This is a genomic window from Flavobacterium rakeshii, assembly GCF_009741375.1.
In the GTDB taxonomy this organism is placed as follows: domain Bacteria; phylum Bacteroidota; class Bacteroidia; order Flavobacteriales; family Flavobacteriaceae; genus Flavobacterium; species Flavobacterium rakeshii.
This window is the reverse complement of the sequence record NZ_WOWP01000010.1, coordinates 110,824-131,953: the sequence shown is the minus strand read 5'-3', so window position 1 is coordinate 131,953 and position 21,130 is coordinate 110,824. Positions and strand designations below refer to the sequence as shown.

Genomic DNA, 21,130 nt, shown 5'->3' with positions numbered 1-21,130 from the left:
AAAGTCCCGCATTTAGCGGGACTTTTTGTTATTATATTTTAATTATTTGACTCTTCTTATTTTTCTTTTTTCCTCATTTTCATATTCAGGAATTCTACACAAACAGAAAATGCAATAGCAAAGTATAAGTAACCTTTTGGAATTGCACCAACACGTTGTCCTGCCAGTTGAGCATCGGACAAGTGCATGCTTTCGGTTATAAGCATAAAGCCTATAAGTATTAAAAAGGCAAGCCCTAATATTTGTAGTGACGGATTATTATTTACAAACGTACCTACAGGTACCGCAAACAGCATCATAATCCCTACTGATATTACTACAGCTGTAATCATTATTATAAGAGCACCTTCAACACCATTTGTCATACCTACAGCTGTTAGGATAGAATCTACAGAGAAGATTATATCAATCATCAGTATTTGCAATATAATCCCTGAAAAAGACTTTTTCTTACTAGTGGTATTAAGCTGTGCTTCCTCTTCACCTTTATGATCTACCTTTTCATGTATTTCTTTAGTACTCTTGTAGATAAGGAATAACCCACCTGCCAATAGCACCAGAGCCTGTCCGGTAATATCGGCACTAAACCATCCCCAGTCAATAGGGAGAAGCACCATTTTCATGGCGATAAGCCATGTTACCCCAAACAATAGTGCAATACGCATAAACATTGCAAGGAAAAGACCAAGCCTCGTGGCTTTTTTACGTTCTTCTTCAGGTAGTTTACCGGTAACAATAGATATAAATATAATATTATCTATACCCAGTACGATTTCTAAAAACGTAAGGGTTAGTAAAGCTACCCAGGTATTAGGATTTAAGAAAATTTCCATAACTGTGAAGTTAATCAATTTTTGTTACAGTTCCCTTCTGTTTATTACTATCTCCCACAAAAGAGTATTCAAAAGTATATGTGTCTCCTTTTGTGGTTAGTATTTTCATGTGTACAGCTTTTTTTTCCTGCATGTTTTTAGGATGGATTTTTTGCACGATATATTCGCAATCATTAATCCAACGGATGGAAGCTGTATCACTTTTACCTTCATAGGTATCTATTTCAAGGTCTTCAGTCCTTTCAAAAATGGTGGTTTGTGTTTTACCGTCTATTTCCTGTTCAAACTTAAATTTTCCTGTTTTGAAATCAGTACAATTACGTTCCTGCTGGTAGCATGAAGCTAATAAAAGTATTACAGGTAGTATTAGTAGTTTTTTCATGAGTTATTCTTTTTAATCTTGTTGAGTTCGGTATCTAAAAAACTTCTTTGTCCTTTTTCCTGTTCAAACTTCTGTTTGTTATACTCTCCCGATTTATTTTTAGGAATGGTAAGGCTATCCCATGGAGTGTTTTTAATTTGTTTGGCAAAAAACACTATCTGTCCAATATGGTAAGGGTAGTGGGAAAGCTGTCGGTTTATGGCTTCCATTACAGTATGTTCCTCATTTCTTATATAGATAATATGAGTCAGGTTTTCAGGAGTAAGGCTATTTATAGTATTAAAAAAGCATGACCACCCTTCTTCCCACAGCTGCATCAGGTTTTCTTTGTTTGTAATAGGCTGTTCAAACTCATCATCACGGTTTCTCCAGTCTTTTTCCCCATCTGTAGCTAGGAAGTCCGTCCATCGTGACATCATGTTTCCGTGTAAGTGCTTTATAATTACAGCTATGCTGTTTGAGTCATCATTAACAGTGTAAAAAAATTGTTGTGGCTCCAGTTGTTCCATAGCTCTTTCGGCTACGTTTTTGTAGTACTCAAACTGTTTTTTTATACTGTCAAGATATTGTTTACTGATGCTCATTTTTATCTCCTTCAAAAAGGCTTTTCATTATAGTTTTTATTCCTAAAAACATAAATACCATAGCGCTGATACAAATTATTATACCTACACCCAGTATAGGTACATAAAACGGGTGTCCCTGATTTTTAAAGGAACTGTGTATTATTACAGGTCCCATAACAAACATAGGTAATGCCCATCCTAAACGTGTAAGGCCTTTTACAAGTATTCTTTTATTTGTTGCCATAACTTTCTATTGCTTTCCTAACGTTTTGATGCTCCTGTAACAGTTTTTCTGCTTCTTCACGGGGGATGTTAAGTTCATCCATAATCATTCGCACACCTCTGTCTACAAGCTTGTGATTACTAAGCTGCATGTCTACCATTTTGTTGCCTTTTACACGACCCAACTGAATCATCACAGCGGTAGATATCATATTAAGAACCAGTTTTTGTGCCGTACCGGCTTTCATGCGTGAGCTTCCCGTTACAAATTCAGGACCCACAACCACTTCAATAGGGTATTGGGCTGTTTTAGCTAACGGACTGCCCTCATTACACGTAATACATCCTGTAAGGATGTTATTCTCATTACATTTTTCAAGTCCGCCAATAACGTATGGTGTAGTGCCCGAAGCAGCTATGCCTACTACAGTATCATTATGGTTTATGTTGTATTCTGAAAGATCTTTCCATGCCTGTTCCTTATCGTCTTCGGCAAACTCTACGGCTTTGCGTATAGCAGTATCACCTCCGGCAATAAGACCGATAACCAAATCAAACGGTACACCAAAAGTAGGAGGACATTCGGAAGCATCTACAATTCCAAGTCTGCCACTGGTGCCTGCACCTATATAAAACAAGCGTCCGCCATCTTTCATTCTTGGAATAATCTGTTCTATTAAGGCTTCAATTTGCGGTAGCGCCTTTTCAATAGCAAGAGGTACGGTTTTGTCTTCGTTGTTTATATTGTGAAGTAACTGTGAAACCGACATCTTTTCAAGATGCTCGTATTTTGAACTTTCTTCTGTAGTTTTGGTAAACGACATGAATAATTATGTTTTATATTAAAATTGCAGAAAATAAGCCATAATAACTCCCAGTATAATAGCTAAAAGCTTGGCAAGGTTAAACTTGTGTCCTTCGTTACTTTCAAAAATAATGGTTGATGAAATGTGGAATAAAATACCAATAACAACAGCTGAAATTTCTGTAAAATAGTGTTCTATAAAATGTAATTGTTCTGACAGTAACGTTCCCAGCGGAGTCATAAAGGCAAATACAAGCATAAACAGCATAACGATGGTTTTGTTAAGTCCGCTGTTTATAAAGAAAGCTGTTAGTATAATGGCAATAGGGAAGTGATGTATGGCGATACCCCAAGCCATACCATGATGATGACTTACCGGCATACCTTCCAGTAATGCGTGTATACATAAGCTTATAAAAAGGAGCCATGGCATTTTTGTGTGGTCATGTTCATGGTTGTGTCCGCTGCCATGTACATGCCCGTGTTCGGCACCTTTAGAAAAATATTCCAAAATAATCTGGAATATAATACCTGCCATTATATATAGGCCTATAGGGTTGTTGTGAGAATGGTCGTGGTCATGACCGTGATGATCATGCAGGCTTGCTTCATAAACTTCGGGCAACAGGTGCATAACGGTTAATGAAAGCAGGAACGCACCACTAAAAGCCAAAAGTAGCTTAAGGTTCTTACGGTTTGTAGGCTTTAATATTAAAGCCATTACATAACCTAAAATTACCGACAGTAAGGGCAATATATATATCATGGGTTATTTAAAAATCATTATTAAACGTTCAGATTCATTTTTGTAAAACTTATGCAGTTTATAGTCGCCAAAAACATCCAGCAGGTAAATACCTGCTTCTTCCATCATGGCTTCAAAATCTTCAAGGGTAAGGGCTTTTACCTTTTCGGTGAAATGGAATTGCTGCCCTTTATCGTTAAAATCAATTTCTTTTATAATATGGTTGTCTTCAACATAACGTTTTATGTGAAACTCTATACCATCTTTTACTTTAGTTTCCTGAGGGACTAAATCTGCAATTACTTTATGAACATTCATAAAATCAATAACTGCAAAACCATATTCGGTTAAGCTGTTGTGTATTGCTTTTAATGTAGTAAGATTGTCATCGTCGCTCTCAAAATAACCAAAACTGGTAAACAGGTTAAATATGGCATCATACTTTTCATTACATGTATCTCTCATGTCGTGCACTACAAAATGTAGTTTGTCGTTTGTATGTTTTGATGCCTCTTTTATGCTGTTTTCCGAAAGATCGGCTCCGGTTACATCATATCCAAGCTTATTTAAGTATATGGAATGACGCCCTTTTCCGCAGGCTAAATCTAATATTTTAGCGTCTTCGGGGAGGTTTAAATAACCGGTAATATTGTCCATAAAGAGCTGAGCCTCTTCATAGTCACGGTCTTTATAGAGTATATGGTAATAGGGTGTATCGAACCAGGATGCAAACCAGTTGTTTGTTTCTTTTTGCATATTCATTTAATGTACCCGCAAATTTAGTTTATTTTTGCCAAGAATTTGAGCGTGAATTATGGAAAATAATTATACAATGATAGCCAAAACCTTTTTTGGTTTTGAGGAGATACTGGCAAACGAATTAAGAGCCCTTGGTGCGCAAGATGTTGAGCAGGGGGTAAGAATGGTAAGCTTTAAAGGCGATAAAGGCTTTATGTACAAAGCTAATATTGCCCTGCGTACAGCTTTAAAAATACTTAAACCGGTAAAAAAGTTTAAGGCTTATAACGATAAGAGCCTTTATAACGGAATTCAGTCGATTGATTGGAGTGAGTACATTAATGTGAACGATACTTTTGTGATTGATGTTACCCTGAGTTCAGATCATTTTAACCATTCTCAGTTTGTAGCCCTTAAATCTAAAGATGCTATTGTAGACCAGTTTAGGGATAAGTTTGGCAAAAGACCGGATATTGATAAAAACTATCCAGACCTAAGGATTAACGTACATATTCATAACGATCAATGTTCGGTAGCGCTCGATACTTCGGGAGCATCTTTACACCACAGAGGGTATAGAACAGCTACAAACATAGCCCCAATAAACGAGGTGCTTGCAGCAGGTATGCTGTTACTATCTGGCTGGAAAGGGGATAGCGACTTTTTAGACCCAATGTGTGGTAGCGGTACTATACTGGCCGAAGCAGCTATGATTGCCTGTAACATTCCGGCAAATATTAACCGTAAGGAATTTGCTTTCGAAAAATGGCATGACTGGGATAACGACCTTTTTGATACTATAGTGGAGTCGTTACTTAAAAAGACAAGAGAATTCCATTATACCATTAAAGGGCATGATAAGGCGCCATCGGCAGTGATGAAAGCTAAAGATAATATCAGGAATGCTAACCTCGATGAGTATGTAACTATATCGCAGGAAAACTTTTTTGAAACGCAGAAACAAAGTAAAGGTCCGCTTCACATGGTGTTTAACCCGCCATATGGAGAACGGCTTGATATTCATTTAGAGCGTTTTTACAGAGAACTGGGAGATACTTTAAAACAAGCGTACTCCAATACTAACGCATGGTTTATTACAGCTAATCTTGAGGCGCTTAAATATGTTGGGCTTAAACCATCGCGTAAAATAAAACTATTTAACGGTAAGCTGGAAGCAAGATTGGTGAAGTATGAAATGTATGAAGGCAGTAAGCGTACCAAATTTCAAAACAGGGACTAAGTTTTAGTCCCTAAAAACTTAATTATATAATATTCGGTAATACTGAAAAAAATAAATTAGTTATGAGTAAAAAGAATAAGGCTTTATTATATAACTTTTTAGGATTTGCATTTTTTTACTTCATTGTTTATGTATTGATAGTGAATTTTACTCACATGACGGGGTATATGGTTCCTATTACGTCGGCAGTGGTTTCAACAATACTATCTCCTAAATTTCAGGCAGTACGTTTTCAGGGGGAAGAAAAAATATTTATGAAATGGCTTTTTGTAAAAGGTGTTAAGGAAGTAAAGTAACAACTAAACTCAATAAGTAAAGTGTTGCTGCTGTAAGTCCGAATAAAACCAAACCATATATAAAATCAGAATCTTTATTAAGTCTTTCAATTATAGGTTCTTTACCATATAATGCTATAAATTTTTGTCGTATTGGTTTTTGGTATAAAAGGAATATTACAGGGGAAAGAGAAAGATAGAAAATAATATCTTTATCTTTTTCATCAGTATGGGAGATTAGTAATAGTATAATACCGTAAATAGCTAGTATTACCGAAAAAACAAGAGCTTTTTTATACGCTTTTGGATGTTGTAGTAATTCATACTCACCGAACAGCAACAATCCATATCCGACAAATACCAATATGTTATAGAGGGAAAAATTTTTATGTGAAAAAAGAGCAGTAGCTATTAGTATCATAACACAAATGGCAATTATGATGTTGAGCTGAAAGGAAGCCGATGACTCAGTATTATCATTTGTGTTGTAATTTTTCTTCTCTTTAGGTTTTATTATTTTTGAATGTTTGGAATCACTTAGCTGAAAATCAGGTAATGTAAAAATTACATCACTATTATTTATCTGTTTTGATTTTCCTCCAAAATCAAATTTTAAAATCTCATTATCTGTAGCTACAGCATTTACATTATCAAACTCTTTATCATTTTCATTAATAAAAATCATAGCCTGTTTTCCTGTAAAGTGACTTTCTAAAATAGTATAAGCTTTTAAGTTAATGTTATACTCAATCTTTATAGGGAACTTGATGTAATTAACAAGAAAGAAAAACAGCTCATTATCCAGTCTCTTATCAGCGATTATTATGTGTTTGTTATTGCTTACCGGATTAATTTGGAATATAAAATCAGGATTAAGTACATCGGTATATGCTTCAATCCATTGTTCAAGTGCCTTAATAAGTAGGGCATAAGTGCCTCCTGTAATATATATAGTGTTTTGTTTTATCTCCATTTTTTATGACTGAATGACGTTTACAAATATAGTTTGACTATCATTGCAAAAACCTATATAACAGTGTAAATCGTTTTCTCCGTTTTTGCGGGTAAAACCATTTATTATTTCTAATTCACTTTTGGTTTTGATGTCGTCAAACTCTTTGAAACGGCTTATACTTTCAGTTTTTACCATGTTACTATCAAGAGATATCTTTTTATAAAGCTCTTTATAATCATTTTGAGATAATTTTATTTGAGAACTGGAAAAATAATCACCATGAAAATCAGGGTATGATGCTTTTTTATATACAAATTTTCCTGAGTTTGGAAAGTCCAGATGTGTTACACTTTTAAACTCTTCAATATAGAATTCTTTACTAGGGTAGAAGGCGTCATAAGTAATGTATGCCGGTATTACAAAAAGTAAAAACAGGTAACTGTAATTTATTATCCTGTTTCGTTTTTGGTTTAACCACTTTTTTTTCTTCAGGTAGATTTTGAAAGGAAGGTAAATTAAATAAATAACACCTCCAATGATTAATGTTATTATGAAAAAAATAGTGAAAATTATTAGAAAGGGAGTCATAATGATGGTAAGGATTGTGTGTGCTAATATAATCAAAAAAGGCCTGCAAATTTTCTTTACAGACCTTTTCCTTCAATAACCTAAGTAACAAAAAATAACGTTTTTATTGTTTTCAGGCCGGTTGAAGATTTTTGTTAATAACCTATTCGGCTGAAGTTGGATTGTTTACGCATTTCTTTAATTAAACACCATAAAATTAAGTATTTACGATATAAATTTTGGCTTTAGCAATAAAATTAACCTAGGTTTAACGTTTGTAGTAAAATAGCGTTAATAGTATGTTTAACAGTGTTAAAAAAACTATGTTTACGGCTTTTCTCATAGGAGAGATATTGTATATTTGTTGAAAATTACCTAATTAGTGAACAATATCAATAAACTTAAAATATTTAACGATCCTATTTACGGATTTGTTTCTATTACCAATCCGCTTATTTATGATCTTATTCAGCATCCTTACTTTCAGCGTTTAAGGCGTATTTCACAAATGGGGATGTCCTATCTTGTTTATCCCGGAGCACACCATACCCGTTTTCATCATGCGTTAGGATGTATGCATATTATGCAGAAAACCGTTCAGGTACTGCGCTTTAAAGGAGTAGAGATATCTGAAGCGGAAGAAAACGCACTTTACATTGCCATTTTATTACACGATATAGGTCACGGACCTTTCTCTCACGCTATGGAGCATAGCATAGTGGAAGATGTTAACCATGAGTCTATTTCTTTATTATTTATGGATAAGCTAAACCGTGAGTTTAACGGAGAACTAGATCTTGCTATAAAAATATTTAAAGGAGAGTACCACAGGAAGTTTATGCTTCACCTTATTTCCAGTCAGCTTGATATGGATAGGATGGATTACCTGAAACGTGATAGTTTCTATTCGGGCGTTGCCGAGGGGAATATCAATTCTGAAAGGCTTATCCAGATGCTGGATGTGCAAAACGATATGCTTGTAATAGAGGAAAAAGGGATATACTCTGTAGAGAAATTTCTTGTAGCCCGTAGGTTAATGTACTGGCAGGCTTACTTACATAAAACCAGTCTTGCTGCCGAACTGGTACTGACTAAAATACTTAAAAGAGCTAAAGAGCTTACCCAACACGGCAGGATACTTACAGCAAGTAGTCCGTTACAGTTTTTCCTTCAAAATAAAATATCTCTGGAAGATTTTAATGATAAGGTATTGTACACTTTCTCAATGCTGGATGATTTTGATGTTATTTCTGCTATCAAGGAATGGCGTTTTGAAGACGATTTTGTACTGAGTAATTTGTGCAGAATGTTAATTGACAGGGATCTTCCTAAAATTAGGCTACAGTCTGAAAAAGTAAGTAAGGACGAAGTTAAAAAGCTAAGAGATGAGTTTGTTTTGAAATACAAACTGACTGAAAAAGAGGCTGACTATTTCGTTTTTAAAGGCAAAATTAAAAATCAGGCATATAATAAAACTGATGAACCGATACATATATTGAAAAAAGACAGAACTGTGGAAGATGTTGTTGAAGCTTCAGACCAACTGAACCTTAAAGCATTATCCAAACCTGTTACTAAGTATTACCTGTGCTTTCCAAAAGTGCTTTTGGAAAAAGCAGTCATTTAATTAAATTTTATATTTTTGTCGGGATGAAATTTACAGCAGAACAAATAGCGGGTATTTTAGAAGGAGATGTTGTGGGGAATCCGGAAGCGGAAGTTCATACTCTTGCTAAAATTGAGGAGGGGATAGACGGTTCTCTTACTTTTTTAGCAAATCCAAAATACTCACCATATATATATACTACAAAAGCAACCATTACTATTGTTAACAGGACTTTTGAACCTGAATCAGAACTTAGCACTACGCTTATTAAGGTAGATGATGCTTACAAATCGTTCTCTAAGCTACTTGAATATTATAATCAGGTTAAGCTTATGAAATCAGGTATTGAGCAACCTTCTGTATTGTCAGATAATGTCGAATATGGAGAAGGCCTGTATCTTGGTAGTTTTTGTTACATAGGTAAAAATGTTAAAATAGGTAACAACGTAAAAATTTATCCTAATAGTTTTGTGGGTGATAATGTTACCATTGGTGACAACTGTATTCTTTTTGCAGGAGTAAGAGTTTATTCTGAAACTGTTATGGGCGATAACTGTACTATTCATTCGGGGGCTATTATTGGTTCTGACGGGTTTGGTTATGCACCTAATGAAGAAGGAGAATACCATAAAGTACCTCAAATAGGAAACGTTATTCTTGAAGATAATGTAGATGTTGGAGCCTGTACTACTATTGACAGAGCTACACTGGGTTCTACAGTTATTAAAAAAGGTGTTAAGCTGGATAACCAAATACAAATTGCACACAATGTTGTAATAGGAGAAAATACTGTTATAGCATCGCAAACCGGTATTGCCGGATCTACTAAAATAGGTAAGAGCTGTATTATAGGTGGTCAGGTTGGTATCGTAGGGCACATTACCATAGGTAATAATGTACGCATACAGGCACAATCGGGAGTATCTAAAAACCTTGCTGACGGTGAAACTGTACAGGGGACACCTTCATTGGGGTATTCTGACTTCAATAAGTCATATGTACACTTTAAAAATCTGCCTAAAATAGTTGCAGATGTAGAGGATATTAAACAACAAATCAAACAATAATAAAAATAGATTTATGGTTAAGCAAACCACAATCAAAAGTGAAATTTCATTAAAAGGAGTAGGACTTCATACAGGTAAAGAAGTAACTATGACTTTTAAGCCTGCACCGGTAAACAACGGATATACTTTTGTAAGGGTAGACCTTGAAGGACATCCTATTGTAGAGGCAGATGCCAACTATGTAGTAAACACGCAAAGAGGTACAAACCTTGAAAAGAATGGAGTTAAAATACAAACTTCAGAGCACGTTCTTGCTGCATTTGTGGGTTGCGATGTTGATAATGTTATTATAGAACTGGATGCTTCTGAGCCACCTATTATGGACGGTTCTTCCAAATACTTCGTTGAAGCTGTTGAAAAAGCAGGAGTAGAGGAGCAGGATGCAGAAAGAAAAGTATATGTGGTAAAAGAGGTAATCTCTTATACTGATGAGACTACAGGAAGCGAAATTATTGTTATGCCTTCTGATGAGTATCAGGTAACCACAATGGTTGATTTTGGTACTAAAGTTTTAGGTACACAAAACGCAACTTTAAAAAGCCTGAAAGATTTTAAAGCTGAAATTGCAGATGCAAGGACTTTTAGTTTCCTTCATGAGCTAGAAACGCTTTTAAATAACGGTCTTATAAAAGGTGGTGACCTTAACAATGCTATTGTTTATGTGGATAAGGAAATATCTCCTGAAACAATGGAAAACCTAAAGGTTGCTTTTGGTAAAGACTCTATTGCAGTTAAACCAAACGGTATTCTTGATAACCTAACGCTTCATTACCCTAATGAGGCTGCACGTCACAAACTACTTGATGTAATAGGTGACCTTGCGCTTGTAGGAACAAGAATTAAAGGTAAAATTATAGCAAATAAACCAGGACACTTTGTAAACACTCAGTTTGCTAAAAAATTGTCTAAACTGGTAAAAATAGAACAGCGCAACCAGGTACCTGTTTTCGATTTGAATCAGGAGCCGCTTATGGATGTAAACAAAATTATGAGCATGCTGCCTCACCGTCCGCCATTCTTATTGGTAGATAAGATACTTGAGATGAGCGACAGCCACGTGGTAGGACTTAAAAATGTTACCATGAACGAGAGCTTCTTTGTAGGTCACTTCCCTGGTGCTCCGGTAATGCCGGGAGTGCTTATAGTTGAGGCTATGGCTCAAACAGGGGGTATATTAATATTAAGTTCTGTACCAGATCCTGAGAACTATCTTACTTATTTTATGAAAATTGACAACGTTAAGTTTAAGCAAAAGGTTTTACCTGGCGATACACTTATATTTAAGTGTGATCTTATTTCTCCTATAAGGAGAGGTATTTGCCACATGCAGGCTAACGCTTATGCAAACGGTAAACTTGCAGCAGAAGCAGAACTAATGGCGCAAATTGTCAAAAACAGTTAAACAAGACTTTATGAATCAACCTTTAGCATATGTACATCCGGGGGCTAAAATAGCCAAAAATGTAGTGATTGAGCCTTTTACTACCATTCACAATAATGTAGTAATTGGGGAAGGTACCTGGATAGGATCTAACGTGACCATAATGGAAGGGGCACGTATTGGTAAAAACTGTAACATATTTCCGGGGGCAGTAATCTCTGCACCACCACAGGATTTAAAATATCAGGGAGAAGACACTACTGCCGAAATTGGCGATAACACAACCATCAGGGAGTGTGTAACCATTAACAGAGGTACTATTGACAGAATGAAAACCGTTATTGGTAACAACTGTCTTATCATGGCTTATTCTCACGTTGCTCACGATTGTTTTGTGGGGAACTTTTGTATCTTCTCTAATAATACTAACTTAGCAGGACACATAACTGTGGGCGACTATGTTGTGTTAGCTGGTTTAACAGCAGTACACCAGTTTTGTACTATTGGTAACCACGCTTTTGTAACCGGTGGTTCGTTAGTACGTAAAGATGTTCCTCCTTTTGTAAAAGCTGCAAGGGAGCCACTTTCTTACGTTGGTATCAACTCTGTTGGACTTAGAAGAAGAGGGTTTACTTCAGAAAAGATAAGTGAAGTACAAAACATCTATCGTATTCTATACCAAAGAAATTACAATACAACTCAGGCTATCGAAATTATTGAGGCTGAAATGGAAGCTACTCCGGAACGTGATGAAATTATCATGGCGGTTAGAAACTCGTCAAGAGGTATAATGAAAGGATATACAGGAATGTATTAATACATTTTTGTAAAGCTGAAAAATACAGACACAAGCAAACAAAGTAATAAAATTTTAACAGTAAGTAATAATGGCTAGTACATCAGACATTCGCAACGGACTATGTATTAAATACAATAACGATATCTATAAGATTATCGAATTCTTACACGTTAAGCCAGGTAAAGGACCGGCTTTCGTAAGAACTAAACTAAAGAGCTTAACAACAGGTAAAGTACTTGATAACACTTTCTCTGCAGGTCATAAAATTGAAGACGTAAGGGTAGAAACTCACAAATTCCAGTATTTGTATCCTGAAGGAGATCTTTTCCACTTTATGCATGCCGAAACGTATGAGCAAATTTCTCTTCAAAGAGATATTCTTGATGCACCGGATCTTTTAAAAGAAGGAGAAATGGTAATGGTTATCATTAATACTGAAACCGAAGCTCCTCTATCTGTAGATATGCCTGCTTCTGTTGTTCTTGAAGTTACTTATGCAGAACCGGGTGTTAAAGGTAACACCGCAACAAATGCAACTAAGCCTGCTAAGGTTGAGACAGGTGCATCTGTAAACGTTCCTTTGTTTATTAACGAAGGTGATAAAATTAAAATTGATACTGCAACAGGCTCTTATGTTGAGCGTGTTAAAGAATAATTTATACTACAGGCCAGTTTAAAATAGTTTAAACTGGCTTTTTTATCTTAATTCATTTTCATTTTTATGAAATTCCCTAAAGTTTATCCTATTAAGGAAATTGCGGCAATAATTGACTGTGATTTTGTAGGTGATGAGAACTTCCCGGTACACGGTATGAATGAAATTCACGTGGTTGAACCGGGAGATATAGTTTTTGTAGATCATCCTAAATATTATGATAAGGCATTACAGTCGGCAGCGACTATTGTACTTATCAATAAAGAAGTTGATTGTCCTGAAGGTAAAGCACTTTTAATTTCAGATGATCCGTTTAGGGATTTCAATAAACTTACCAAACATTTTCAGCCTTTTAAAGCAGCAGGAGCAGCTATAGCACCTACAGCTAAAATAGGTGAGGGTACTGTTATACAGCCTAACGTTGTTGTTGGCGAAAATGTTACTATTGGTAAAAACTGTCTTATTTATTCTAACGTTGTAATTTATGACAATGCTGTTATAGGTGATAATGTTATTATACATGCTGGTACTGTTTTAGGAGCCGATGCTTTTTATTATAAAAAGCGTCCCGAAGGGTTTGACCAGTTACTTTCCGGTGGTCGTGTTGTGATTAAAGACAACGTGGGTATTGGTGCATTATGTACTATAGACAGGGGAGTAACAGGAGATACTACCATTGGTGAAGGTTCTAAAATTGATAATCAGGTGCATATAGGTCATGATACTGTAATAGGTAAAAAATGTCTTATAGCAGCACAAACCGGTATTGCAGGTTGTGTTATCATTGAAGATGAAGTTACGATTTGGGGGCAGGTTGGTACTACCAGCGGTATTACTATAGGCAGTAAAGCAGTGTTACTGGCACAGTCGGGCATTAGTAAATCTCTTGAAGGCGGAAAAGTATATTTTGGCTATCCTGCAGAAGAATCGAGAGAAAAGCTAAAACAACTTGCACATATCAAACGTATTCCCGAAATTTTAGAAAAATTAAAAAAATAAGATATGGGAGCTAAAGAACTGGTTTTAGAGTATTATAATTCACAAGCTTATGCAAACGCAGAAGCCCTGAAACGTTTTATTCATAACGACATTGTATTGCAATGGAACAGTTCTAAAGGCTATCTTGAGCTTGATAAGGATGATTTACTGGCTTTAGCTGCCGAACTGAATAAATCTTACATTTCATCGCGTGTAAATATATCTCATATTATTGAGGAAGGGGATACCGTTAGTGTACGTTATACTCATTATGTACATGCTTTTGAAAATCCTGATGAAGAAATGGTATTAGCTAATTTTATGGTTATTTGGGAAATAAAAGACAATCAGTTTTATAAAGGTTTTTTAATGAGTCAGTTAGCTTAGTTTATGACTACAGTGATAATAATCATAGTGATTTTAATGTTACTTATTCCTTTCTCTGGAGGTGCTTTTTTTATATACTACGTATATAAAAAGTCTACTGAGAAAAAATCTGAAGTTTTTTTAGCCGGAGAAAACAACGATATGATTGCAAAGGTAAATCATATGAAGAGTAACTTGGTTAAATGGAATGTATCTGATTTAAATAAGGTTAGTAATAATTTGTCATTAAATTTTACTAAAGGTTTTTCAAGAAAAGTTACCGGTTATATAAATACTTTAGATAACAAGGCTTTAATTGCTTTTCAAAGAATAGACCGAGGGTTAAGGGCAGATGGTAAAATTATTGCAGGTTCTACAGAATTTTCAGTTAGTATTGAATATGAAAATTCCTTAAAGAAAGTATATTTTAACAATGAATTTATTGGAGAAATTAATTCTCAGCTTAGCATTTCAAATTCTACCGGTAAATTGATAGGCGCACTCACCAGATCAGGATATGCATCAAAAGATCCATATAAAGTTATCTTTAACGGAGTAGTTATAGCTGAAATTTTTCCAAGTCATGAATTATCACCTGTAGTAAGAAATCCTTTGTATAGATTAGGAAAAAAAAGCTATGGTATTCCTCACTATGAAGTTACAGGTCATGGTACTGTTCATGAAGTTTTGAAATTAATTGACATACCGGATGAAGAACAAAAAAAATGGTTAACAGTAATAGTAATTTTTGAAATAGTGTTTTATGGATTTAGTTTTTAATCCATAGCTTATAAGTAAAGTTAATTGCTGATAGGTTTTGTAAGTGTTTTTGTTGAAATTTAATCTATAAAAATTAAAAAAAGCTTTATATATAATTAGTAAAAAGCTATTTTTGCAATGCGATTTAAAAAATAATTTAAAAAATATATCATGAGTGTTCTGGTTAATAAAGATTCCAAAATAATTGTTCAGGGATTCACAGGAAGCGAAGGTACTTTCCACGCTACCCAAATGATTGAATATGGCACTAACGTAGTAGGTGGTGTAACACCGGGTAAAGGTGGTACTACTCACTTAGATCGTCCTGTATTTAATACTGTAAAAGATGCAGTTGATGTTGCAGGTGCTGATACATCTATCATATTTGTTCCGCCGGCATTTGCTGCTGATGCAATTATGGAAGCTGCTGAGGCAGGTATCAAAGTAATTATTGCTATTACAGAAGGTATCCCTGTTGCAGACATGATCAAAGCTTATGACTACATACAAGGTAAAGACTGTCGTTTAGTAGGTCCTAACTGTCCTGGTGTTATCACTCCGGGTGAGGCTAAAGTTGGTATCATGCCAGGTTTTGTATTCAAAAAAGGTAATGTAGGTATCGTTTCTAAATCAGGTACTCTTACTTATGAAGCTGCAGACCAGGTTGTAAAACAAGGTTTAGGTATTACTACAGCTATTGGTATTGGTGGTGACCCAATTATTGGTACTACTACTAAAGAGGCTGTTGAGCTTTTAATGAACGATCCTGAAACTGAAGCTATCATTATGATAGGTGAAATTGGTGGTCAGCTTGAGGCTGATGCTGCTAAATGGATTAAAGCTGACGGTAACAGAAAACCTGTTATTGGTTTCATTGCCGGAGAAACTGCTCCTAAAGGAAGAACAATGGGTCACGCAGGTGCGATTGTTGGTGGTGCTGATGATACAGCAGAAGCTAAAAAACGTATTATGAGCGAGAATGGTATCCACGTTGTTGATTCTCCAGCTGAGATAGGTAAAAAAGTAAAAGAAGTTTTAGGATAATTTCTTTAGATCATAAAATTAAAGCCTCACATTGTGAGGCTTTTTTTATGGCTAAAACTTATATTGTAGTATGTTTAATAATGATAATATGAAAAAGCATTTCCGCCCCTGGCACATAGTAAATGTACTATACTGATACTTGGTACCATGCCGGGAGAGAAGTCGCTGGAATTGGGAGAATATTATGGTAATAGAGGGAACCAGTTTTGGAAACTGATGTATAATGTATTGGATGAAGATTTCTCTTTAGATTATGAGAATCGAAAATCACTGTTGGCCAAGTATAATATAGCTTTATGGGATGTGCTTGAGTTTTGCGAGAGGCAGGGTAGTCTTGACAGTAATATTAAAAATGAGATACCTAATAATTTTGATGATTTCTACAGGAATCATCCTAATATAAAGCATGTGTTTTTCGCCAGTAAAAATGCGGCGGTATATTATGATAAATATTTAGGGCGCAAAGACAATTTTAATTATGATGTATTGCCTTCCCCAAGCGGAGCTAATGCAACTAAATCATTTGCTGATAAACTTGAGATATGGACAAAAAAAATTTTGCCACTGACTTAAAAAAATCAATGGCAAAATATTCTCTTCATGATATCTTTAAATTGCTCACGAAGTAAAATACCTCCTTAACCGTCTTTGGCGGTAGCTTCTAACGCTTACCTCAATAAGGAGCTTTAGCCTGTTTTTTAAGTTAGTCCATTTCATAATACTGTGGGGTTGATTTTGATAGTAGCAAGTTCAGTATTTATAAATTAAATATTTCTAATTTTATATTAAATTTTTATTAAAAGTATTTCTTGATTAAGTGTTTGTTTTTCAAAATATTAACGGTAATATTCTTATAATATTGTGTTTTATTACAATAATACTTACGTAATTATTCGTTAAATGGTTTTATTTTTAAAAAGATGTGTTAAAAAAAGCTACCCTAAGGCAGCTTTTTTTATGTTTTGTTAACTCTCAACAGCAAACTGGGAATAGTATAGGTTTTTATAATACCCTTCATCTTTATTGATGAGCTCGTAGTGTGAACCTGCTTCTACAATCTTACCTTTGTCCATTACAATAATCTTATCGGCATTAATAATGGTGGCAAGCCTGTGCGCTATAACAATAGATGTTCTTCCCTGTGTAATGGTATCAGTAGCATTTTGAATAAGTTCTTCAGAATAAGTATCTATTGAAGATGTTGCCTCATCTAATATTAATATGCTTGGGTTACTCACATAAGCTCTTAGAAAGGCTATAAGCTGTCGTTGACCCGAAGAAAGCATTACTCCGCGTTCTTTTACATTGTAATCATAACCGTTAGGTAATGACATAATAAAATTATGAACACCAATATTTTTTGCAGCTGTTATAACCTGTTCTCTGGTTATATTAGGATCATCCAGTGTGATATTGTTATAAATAGTATCGGCAAAAAGGAAAACATCCTGTAGCACTACAGCTATCTGTTTTCTAAGGCTTTCCAGGGTAAACTCATTAATATTAGTACCATCTATACAAATTGTACCACTATCTATTTCGTAAAAACGGTTTAACAGATTTATAATAGTAGATTTACCGGCACCGGTAGCACCAACTATAGCAATGGTTTCTCCTTCTTTTACATCAAGATTAATTCCTTTAATTACTTCTTCTTCCTCAATATAGCTGAAACGAACATCTTTAAAGTTCAGGTTTCCTTTAAAGTGAGTAGCTGTAAGAGTACCGGCATCCTGTATTTTCATTTCTGAGTCAAGTAGCTCTAATACCCTGTCGGAAGCAATGATACCCATTTGAAGCTCGTTAAACTTATCGGCAATTTGCCTTAATGGGTTAAACAGCATACTTATAAACATAGTATAAGCAAACAAATCACCAAATGTGGTTATGTTGTCTCCGTTAAGAATATTTAAACCTCCGTACCAGATAATAACACCTAATGTGATAGACGAAATAATATCGGCAATAGGGAAGAAGATGGAGTTGTATAAAATGTTTTTTAACCAAGCTTTATTATGCTTTCTGTTAATGTCCTTAAATTTTTCGTACTCAATTTTCTCACGGTTAAAAAGCTGAACGATTTTCATACCGGTAAGCCTTTCCTGTACAAAGGTGTTAAGGTTTGATATTTGGGCACGAACCTCTTCAAATGCCGCTTTCATTTTGATTTGGAAAATTCGGGTGGCATAAAGTAAAACAGGCATTGCCAGTAATACGATAAAGGTAAGCTTCCAGTTCATGTAGAACATAAACCCCAGTATAACAATCATTTTAAGCAGGTCACTAATAATCATGAACAGCCCCTGACTAAAAATCCTGGCGATAGATTCGATATCAAAAACAGTACGGGTAACCAGTTTACCTACAGGTTCGTTATCAAAAAACTTCATTTTAAAACGTGAAATTTGACTGAAAAGCTTCTCACGAATATCCTTAACGATATCCTGTCCCAGCCAGTTTGCCCAATAAACAAAGTAAAACTGTGAGGCTACCTCAAGCATTAAAACAGCTCCCATTGCAATAATGTAATACAACAGACCTGTTTCGTCTTTAGGGCTAATATATTCGTCTACCGTTCTTTTTAAAAGGTATGGCCTAAGGGCGGCAAAAAGCGATAGCGATATTGCAAAAAAGATAACAGCATTATAGCGTGCCCTGTAAGGTTTGGTAAACTTTAGTACTTTTTTTAGTGATGTGGATTTTATTGCTTTCATATTATTTCTTGATCGATGTACGGATATGCTACTTTGGTTAGGTACAATCCGTGTGCGGGAACCGAGAAGCCTGCCTTATTCCTGTCGCGACTCTCTATGATTTCCCTAAATTCCTGTAAGGTTAGTTTGCCTTGTCCCACACTTACCAATGTGCCTACAATTGCCCTTACCATATTTCTTAAAAATCTGTCGGCAGCAACGGTAAATACCAGTTTGTTGCCATTTTGTTGCCAGTTGGCTTCCATCATTACGCAGTTAAATGTTTTGACATCAGTATGCGTTTTGGAGAAGCATTTAAAATCTTTATACTCAAAAAGGATTTTGGCAGCCTCGTTCATTTTATTTATATCCAGTTTGTGGAAATAATACCAACTGGCTTCGTTATCAAAGGCATCCTTAAAGGTATGTATATGATATTCGTAGGTACGGCTGGTAGCATCAAAACGGGCATGTGCATCGTCATGTAGTGGTATTATCCTGTAAACCACTATATCTTTTGGTAAAAATGCGTTGAGTTTTTTTGTCCAGAAGCTACTGTCCAGTTCCTTATCAAAATCAAAATGGGCATACATTTGTTTTGCATGCACGCCTGTATCTGTACGGCCGGCCCCTGTAACATCTATAGGTTGTTTTAGCAGGGTAGAGAGGGCTTTATTTAATACTTCCTGTACCGATATACTGTGTGGCTGATACTGCCACCCGTGATAGTTTTTTCCGTTATAAGCAAATTCAATAAAATACCTCAAAACCTGTAGCTAATTTTTTATGCAAAGATACTATTTTTTGGGTATTGACGGCGCAAAGTTACAGACAGGCAAAGTAACAAATTATATTTTTTAACAGTGTTAAATAGAGGTTATTTATATTCACTCGTAAATAACTGCATTAATTAATTATGACAAAGAAAATAAGTATCATTCATATAAAATATTTAAAGAGTAATAAATGATTGTATTCAAGTTTTCTGTTTTTTTGAGAGTATTGTAATTCCGTATTTTAATATGAGATTAGCCTTAACAAGGTATTTTGTATGAAAAAAGGAAACATTAAATACCCCATACTTTATTACGTCTGATTTTGATATATTTGATTTTTATTGCTGACTTTATTTTAGGAGACTATACTTTAGGTTAGAGATTATATACAGTTATTACTGATACAGCAGTACAAATTACGTAAACGTAGTAATATAAAATATGAAAAAAATTTGTTTGATTTTCCTATTCTCATTTGTAACACATGCAATTCACTCCCAAGATTTTTTTAAAACAACGGAAGAATATCTTGATAATACTGTTGAAAAAACACAATTTGACAGAAGTAAAATTGTCATAGAGGACTTTATAAATATTGATGGTTTTGCAGACGATGTGGTTAATAACAAGCTTTTTACCTTTTATGGTATTGCGTATAATGACGAAATTTTTAGTGCAGCTCAAATGGAAAACCCAAGTTGTTGGGGACAATTTCGAGATTTGTGCCAACGCATTAATGTAGGAGATAGTAATGTAAATAATAGAAAAATAATTGATATATCTTATATAAGAAATATAAATTTTGATAAGGATAAAAAGACAGTTATTTTTATTTATGGTAGTGACTTGACAAAACGAAATATTAAAAATCATATAACTCCTATTTTAGAGCAAATTCAAAAAGACCCTTCTTTTGATTACATAGTATTGTCTTTGGATTACCCTGTGATAAAGAAACATTAAATTTTGAACAAAAGAAAGGGTAACTAAATGTTGTTACCCTTTAAAATAATTACTACCCTAATAAATTAACTATGAGTTAATTTATTTATATATAACCTTAGTTATTTTATTCTGCTAATATTAATTTTTAGGTTTTTCTCCGTCTATACTTACATCTACAATAATAAGCTCTTCTACGCCTTTAAGTGTATTCGTAACAGGTAATGCTTTCTTTCTTAATGTTTTACCCATAAATGTGGCATTTACAATATAAACTTTCCATTTATTGATTTTTCTTATCTCTTTCTCGGTGTAAGTTAAAACGGCGCTGGTATCTATTATGTTTTTTAAATTGATAAATTCCTTTTTGTTGGCTAACAGTATATCTTTAAAGTTGTTTTTATTGATTTCTTCAATATCATATAGCATGTCTTCATGACAATTGAGAACATAAACTGAATCATTTAGTATGTTATGTAAAAATACACTGGGTATACCTACTGAGTCAGAAGTAGCCTGTATGCCTTGCCAGTTTTTAAAAGCATAAATATTTACTTTATTATCAGTTGTTTCAAAATATGGTTTGTAATATTCTACTCTTTTGTCATTAGGTACATAGGTTTCAAAATCCTTAATACCATAAATTATTTTAGCAATAGGAGTGCATGAAGCTAAAAAAACAAAACTTAATACTATTAGTGTCTTTGTGTGTGTTTTATTCATTCTCATTAAATAA

25 protein-coding genes are annotated in these 21,130 nt (G+C 34.6%); 13 read left to right on the top strand and 12 right to left on the bottom strand.

Features of this window, described 5'->3' with window-relative positions:
* Positions 1–56: 56 nt before the first annotated feature.
* The 7 genes from GN157_RS02565 to GN157_RS02535 are packed head-to-tail and all read right to left on the bottom strand — an operon-like array spanning position 57 to position 4,309.
* Positions 57–833 (bottom strand): TerC family protein, encoded by a 777-nt coding sequence (locus GN157_RS02565; RefSeq protein ID WP_157481564.1) that lies wholly within the window; start codon positions 831–833, stop codon positions 57–59.
* A 10-nt stretch (positions 834–843) separates the two neighbouring features.
* The gene (locus GN157_RS02560) at positions 844–1,215 is read right to left on the bottom strand and encodes a DNA topoisomerase IV (protein WP_157481563.1); all 372 of its coding nucleotides are present in this window, start codon (positions 1,213–1,215) and stop codon (positions 844–846) included.
* Positions 1,212–1,799: a DUF1572 family protein gene (locus GN157_RS02555; RefSeq protein WP_157481562.1), complete on the bottom strand. Its 588-nt coding sequence runs from the start codon at positions 1,797–1,799 to the stop codon at positions 1,212–1,214. Before GN157_RS02555 ends, GN157_RS02560 begins: the two co-directional genes overlap by 4 nt.
* Positions 1,786–2,025: a DUF6095 family protein gene (locus GN157_RS02550; protein ID WP_157481561.1), complete on the bottom strand. Its 240-nt coding sequence runs from the start codon at positions 2,023–2,025 to the stop codon at positions 1,786–1,788. Before GN157_RS02550 ends, GN157_RS02555 begins: the two co-directional genes overlap by 14 nt.
* Positions 2,012–2,827, bottom strand: a complete 816-nt coding sequence (murQ, locus tag GN157_RS02545) for an N-acetylmuramic acid 6-phosphate etherase (protein WP_157481560.1) — start codon at positions 2,825–2,827, stop codon at positions 2,012–2,014. Before murQ ends, GN157_RS02550 begins: the two co-directional genes overlap by 14 nt.
* Positions 2,828–2,845: 18 nt before the next feature.
* Positions 2,846–3,574 carry a ZIP family metal transporter gene (locus GN157_RS02540; RefSeq protein WP_157481559.1) on the bottom strand — a complete coding sequence of 243 codons (729 nt, stop codon included), beginning with the start codon at positions 3,572–3,574 and terminating at the stop codon, positions 2,846–2,848.
* Between the two features lie 3 nt (positions 3,575–3,577).
* Positions 3,578–4,309 (bottom strand): SAM-dependent methyltransferase, encoded by a 732-nt coding sequence (locus tag GN157_RS02535; protein WP_157481558.1) that lies wholly within the window; start codon positions 4,307–4,309, stop codon positions 3,578–3,580.
* Positions 4,310–4,385: 76 nt separating this feature from the next.
* Here GN157_RS02535 and GN157_RS02530 point away from each other — a divergent pair, with 76 nt between their 5' ends.
* Both GN157_RS02530 and GN157_RS02525 read left to right on the top strand, forming a co-directional pair.
* Complete coding sequence (locus GN157_RS02530; protein WP_394350052.1) at positions 4,386–5,531, top strand: THUMP domain-containing class I SAM-dependent RNA methyltransferase; 1,146 nt, start codon at positions 4,386–4,388, stop codon at positions 5,529–5,531.
* A 62-nt stretch (positions 5,532–5,593) separates the two neighbouring features.
* The gene (locus GN157_RS02525) at positions 5,594–5,827 is read left to right on the top strand and encodes a hypothetical protein (RefSeq protein WP_157481556.1); all 234 of its coding nucleotides are present in this window, start codon (positions 5,594–5,596) and stop codon (positions 5,825–5,827) included.
* On the opposite strand, the gene GN157_RS02520 is transcribed toward GN157_RS02525, so the two are convergent.
* Positions 5,811–6,779, bottom strand: a complete 969-nt coding sequence (locus GN157_RS02520; RefSeq protein WP_157481555.1) for a hypothetical protein — start codon at positions 6,777–6,779, stop codon at positions 5,811–5,813. The genes GN157_RS02525 and GN157_RS02520 overlap by 17 nt on opposite strands.
* A 3-nt stretch (positions 6,780–6,782) precedes the next feature.
* Entirely contained in the window at positions 6,783–7,349 is a 567-nt protein-coding gene (locus GN157_RS02515; RefSeq protein WP_157481554.1) for a hypothetical protein, read from the bottom strand.
* 361 nt (positions 7,350–7,710) lie between these two features.
* Here GN157_RS02515 and GN157_RS02510 point away from each other — a divergent pair, with 361 nt between their 5' ends.
* The 10 genes from GN157_RS02510 (at position 7,711) to GN157_RS02465 (ending at position 16,556) form a co-directional block, all read left to right on the top strand.
* Complete coding sequence (locus tag GN157_RS02510; RefSeq protein ID WP_317163499.1) at positions 7,711–8,955, top strand: HD domain-containing protein; 1,245 nt, start codon at positions 7,711–7,713, stop codon at positions 8,953–8,955.
* A 23-nt stretch (positions 8,956–8,978) separates the two neighbouring features.
* Entirely contained in the window at positions 8,979–10,001 is a 1,023-nt protein-coding gene (gene lpxD, locus GN157_RS02505) for a UDP-3-O-(3-hydroxymyristoyl)glucosamine N-acyltransferase (RefSeq protein ID WP_157481553.1), read from the top strand.
* Between the two features lie 13 nt (positions 10,002–10,014).
* On the top strand, positions 10,015–11,403 hold the full coding sequence (locus tag GN157_RS02500; protein ID WP_157481552.1) for a bifunctional UDP-3-O-[3-hydroxymyristoyl] N-acetylglucosamine deacetylase/3-hydroxyacyl-ACP dehydratase: 1,389 nt from the start codon (positions 10,015–10,017) through the stop codon (positions 11,401–11,403).
* 10 nt (positions 11,404–11,413) lie between these two features.
* A complete protein-coding gene (lpxA, locus tag GN157_RS02495) occupies positions 11,414–12,199 on the top strand; it encodes an acyl-ACP--UDP-N-acetylglucosamine O-acyltransferase (RefSeq protein WP_157481551.1) in 786 nt (261 codons plus the stop codon).
* Between the two features lie 70 nt (positions 12,200–12,269).
* Positions 12,270–12,836 carry an elongation factor P gene (gene efp, locus GN157_RS02490; protein ID WP_157481550.1) on the top strand — a complete coding sequence of 189 codons (567 nt, stop codon included), beginning with the start codon at positions 12,270–12,272 and terminating at the stop codon, positions 12,834–12,836.
* A gap of 66 nt (positions 12,837–12,902) precedes the next feature.
* Positions 12,903–13,835, top strand: coding sequence for a UDP-3-O-(3-hydroxymyristoyl)glucosamine N-acyltransferase (locus GN157_RS02485; protein ID WP_157481549.1), 933 nt, complete (start codon positions 12,903–12,905; stop codon positions 13,833–13,835).
* A gap of 3 nt (positions 13,836–13,838) precedes the next feature.
* On the top strand, positions 13,839–14,201 hold the full coding sequence (locus GN157_RS02480; protein WP_157481548.1) for a nuclear transport factor 2 family protein: 363 nt from the start codon (positions 13,839–13,841) through the stop codon (positions 14,199–14,201).
* Between the two features lie 3 nt (positions 14,202–14,204).
* Entirely contained in the window at positions 14,205–14,960 is a 756-nt protein-coding gene (locus GN157_RS02475) for a hypothetical protein (protein ID WP_157481547.1), read from the top strand.
* 150 nt (positions 14,961–15,110) lie between these two features.
* Positions 15,111–15,983 (top strand): succinate--CoA ligase subunit alpha, encoded by an 873-nt coding sequence (gene sucD, locus GN157_RS02470; protein WP_157481546.1) that lies wholly within the window; start codon positions 15,111–15,113, stop codon positions 15,981–15,983.
* Positions 15,984–16,091: 108 nt separating this feature from the next.
* Positions 16,092–16,556, top strand: coding sequence for a DNA-deoxyinosine glycosylase (locus tag GN157_RS02465; RefSeq protein WP_157481545.1), 465 nt, complete (start codon positions 16,092–16,094; stop codon positions 16,554–16,556).
* Between the two features lie 392 nt (positions 16,557–16,948).
* On the opposite strand, the gene GN157_RS02460 is transcribed toward GN157_RS02465, so the two are convergent.
* Positions 16,949–18,697, bottom strand: coding sequence for an ABC transporter ATP-binding protein (locus GN157_RS02460; RefSeq protein ID WP_157481544.1), 1,749 nt, complete (start codon positions 18,695–18,697; stop codon positions 16,949–16,951).
* Entirely contained in the window at positions 18,694–19,443 is a 750-nt protein-coding gene (gene truA, locus GN157_RS02455; protein ID WP_157481543.1) for a tRNA pseudouridine(38-40) synthase TruA, read from the bottom strand. Before truA ends, GN157_RS02460 begins: the two co-directional genes overlap by 4 nt.
* A 450-nt stretch (positions 19,444–19,893) precedes the next feature.
* Here truA and GN157_RS02450 point away from each other — a divergent pair, with 450 nt between their 5' ends.
* Complete coding sequence (locus GN157_RS02450) at positions 19,894–20,415, top strand: hypothetical protein (RefSeq protein WP_157481542.1); 522 nt, start codon at positions 19,894–19,896, stop codon at positions 20,413–20,415.
* Between the two features lie 120 nt (positions 20,416–20,535).
* Here GN157_RS02450 and GN157_RS02445 read toward each other — a convergent pair whose 3' ends face one another.
* Positions 20,536–21,123 (bottom strand): hypothetical protein, encoded by a 588-nt coding sequence (locus GN157_RS02445; protein WP_157481541.1) that lies wholly within the window; start codon positions 21,121–21,123, stop codon positions 20,536–20,538.
* Between the last annotated feature and the right edge of the window lie 7 nt (positions 21,124–21,130).

What these genes read in the sequence shown, in the direction of transcription:
- GN157_RS02555 (WP_157481562.1), bottom strand. Translation starts at nt 1,799, where the DNA reads ATGAGCATCAGTAAACAATATCTTGACAGTATAAAAAAACAGTTTGAG.
- GN157_RS02530 (WP_394350052.1), top strand. Translation starts at nt 4,386, where the DNA reads ATGATAGCCAAAACCTTTTTTGGTTTTGAGGAGATACTGGCAAACGAA.
- GN157_RS02560 (WP_157481563.1), bottom strand. Translation starts at nt 1,215, where the DNA reads ATGAAAAAACTACTAATACTACCTGTAATACTTTTATTAGCTTCATGC.
- GN157_RS02535 (WP_157481558.1), bottom strand. Translation starts at nt 4,309, where the DNA reads ATGCAAAAAGAAACAAACAACTGGTTTGCATCCTGGTTCGATACACCC.
- GN157_RS02500 (WP_157481552.1), top strand. Translation starts at nt 10,015, where the DNA reads ATGGTTAAGCAAACCACAATCAAAAGTGAAATTTCATTAAAAGGAGTA.
- GN157_RS02565 (WP_157481564.1), bottom strand. Translation starts at nt 833, where the DNA reads ATGGAAATTTTCTTAAATCCTAATACCTGGGTAGCTTTACTAACCCTT.
- GN157_RS02550 (WP_157481561.1), bottom strand. Translation starts at nt 2,025, where the DNA reads ATGGCAACAAATAAAAGAATACTTGTAAAAGGCCTTACACGTTTAGGA.
- GN157_RS02525 (WP_157481556.1), top strand. Translation starts at nt 5,594, where the DNA reads ATGAGTAAAAAGAATAAGGCTTTATTATATAACTTTTTAGGATTTGCA.
- GN157_RS02520 (WP_157481555.1), bottom strand. Translation starts at nt 6,779, where the DNA reads ATGGAGATAAAACAAAACACTATATATATTACAGGAGGCACTTATGCC.
- GN157_RS02515 (WP_157481554.1), bottom strand. Translation starts at nt 7,349, where the DNA reads ATGACTCCCTTTCTAATAATTTTCACTATTTTTTTCATAATAACATTA.
- GN157_RS02480 (WP_157481548.1), top strand. Translation starts at nt 13,839, where the DNA reads ATGGGAGCTAAAGAACTGGTTTTAGAGTATTATAATTCACAAGCTTAT.
- GN157_RS02485 (WP_157481549.1), top strand. Translation starts at nt 12,903, where the DNA reads ATGAAATTCCCTAAAGTTTATCCTATTAAGGAAATTGCGGCAATAATT.
- GN157_RS02540 (WP_157481559.1), bottom strand. Translation starts at nt 3,574, where the DNA reads ATGATATATATATTGCCCTTACTGTCGGTAATTTTAGGTTATGTAATG.
- GN157_RS02475 (WP_157481547.1), top strand. Translation starts at nt 14,205, where the DNA reads ATGACTACAGTGATAATAATCATAGTGATTTTAATGTTACTTATTCCT.
- sucD (WP_157481546.1), top strand. Translation starts at nt 15,111, where the DNA reads ATGAGTGTTCTGGTTAATAAAGATTCCAAAATAATTGTTCAGGGATTC.
- lpxA (WP_157481551.1), top strand. Translation starts at nt 11,414, where the DNA reads ATGAATCAACCTTTAGCATATGTACATCCGGGGGCTAAAATAGCCAAA.
- GN157_RS02460 (WP_157481544.1), bottom strand. Translation starts at nt 18,697, where the DNA reads ATGAAAGCAATAAAATCCACATCACTAAAAAAAGTACTAAAGTTTACC.
- murQ (WP_157481560.1), bottom strand. Translation starts at nt 2,827, where the DNA reads ATGTCGTTTACCAAAACTACAGAAGAAAGTTCAAAATACGAGCATCTT.
- GN157_RS02445 (WP_157481541.1), bottom strand. Translation starts at nt 21,123, where the DNA reads ATGAGAATGAATAAAACACACACAAAGACACTAATAGTATTAAGTTTT.
- GN157_RS02450 (WP_157481542.1), top strand. Translation starts at nt 19,894, where the DNA reads ATGAAAAAAATTTGTTTGATTTTCCTATTCTCATTTGTAACACATGCA.
- lpxD (WP_157481553.1), top strand. Translation starts at nt 8,979, where the DNA reads ATGAAATTTACAGCAGAACAAATAGCGGGTATTTTAGAAGGAGATGTT.
- efp (WP_157481550.1), top strand. Translation starts at nt 12,270, where the DNA reads ATGGCTAGTACATCAGACATTCGCAACGGACTATGTATTAAATACAAT.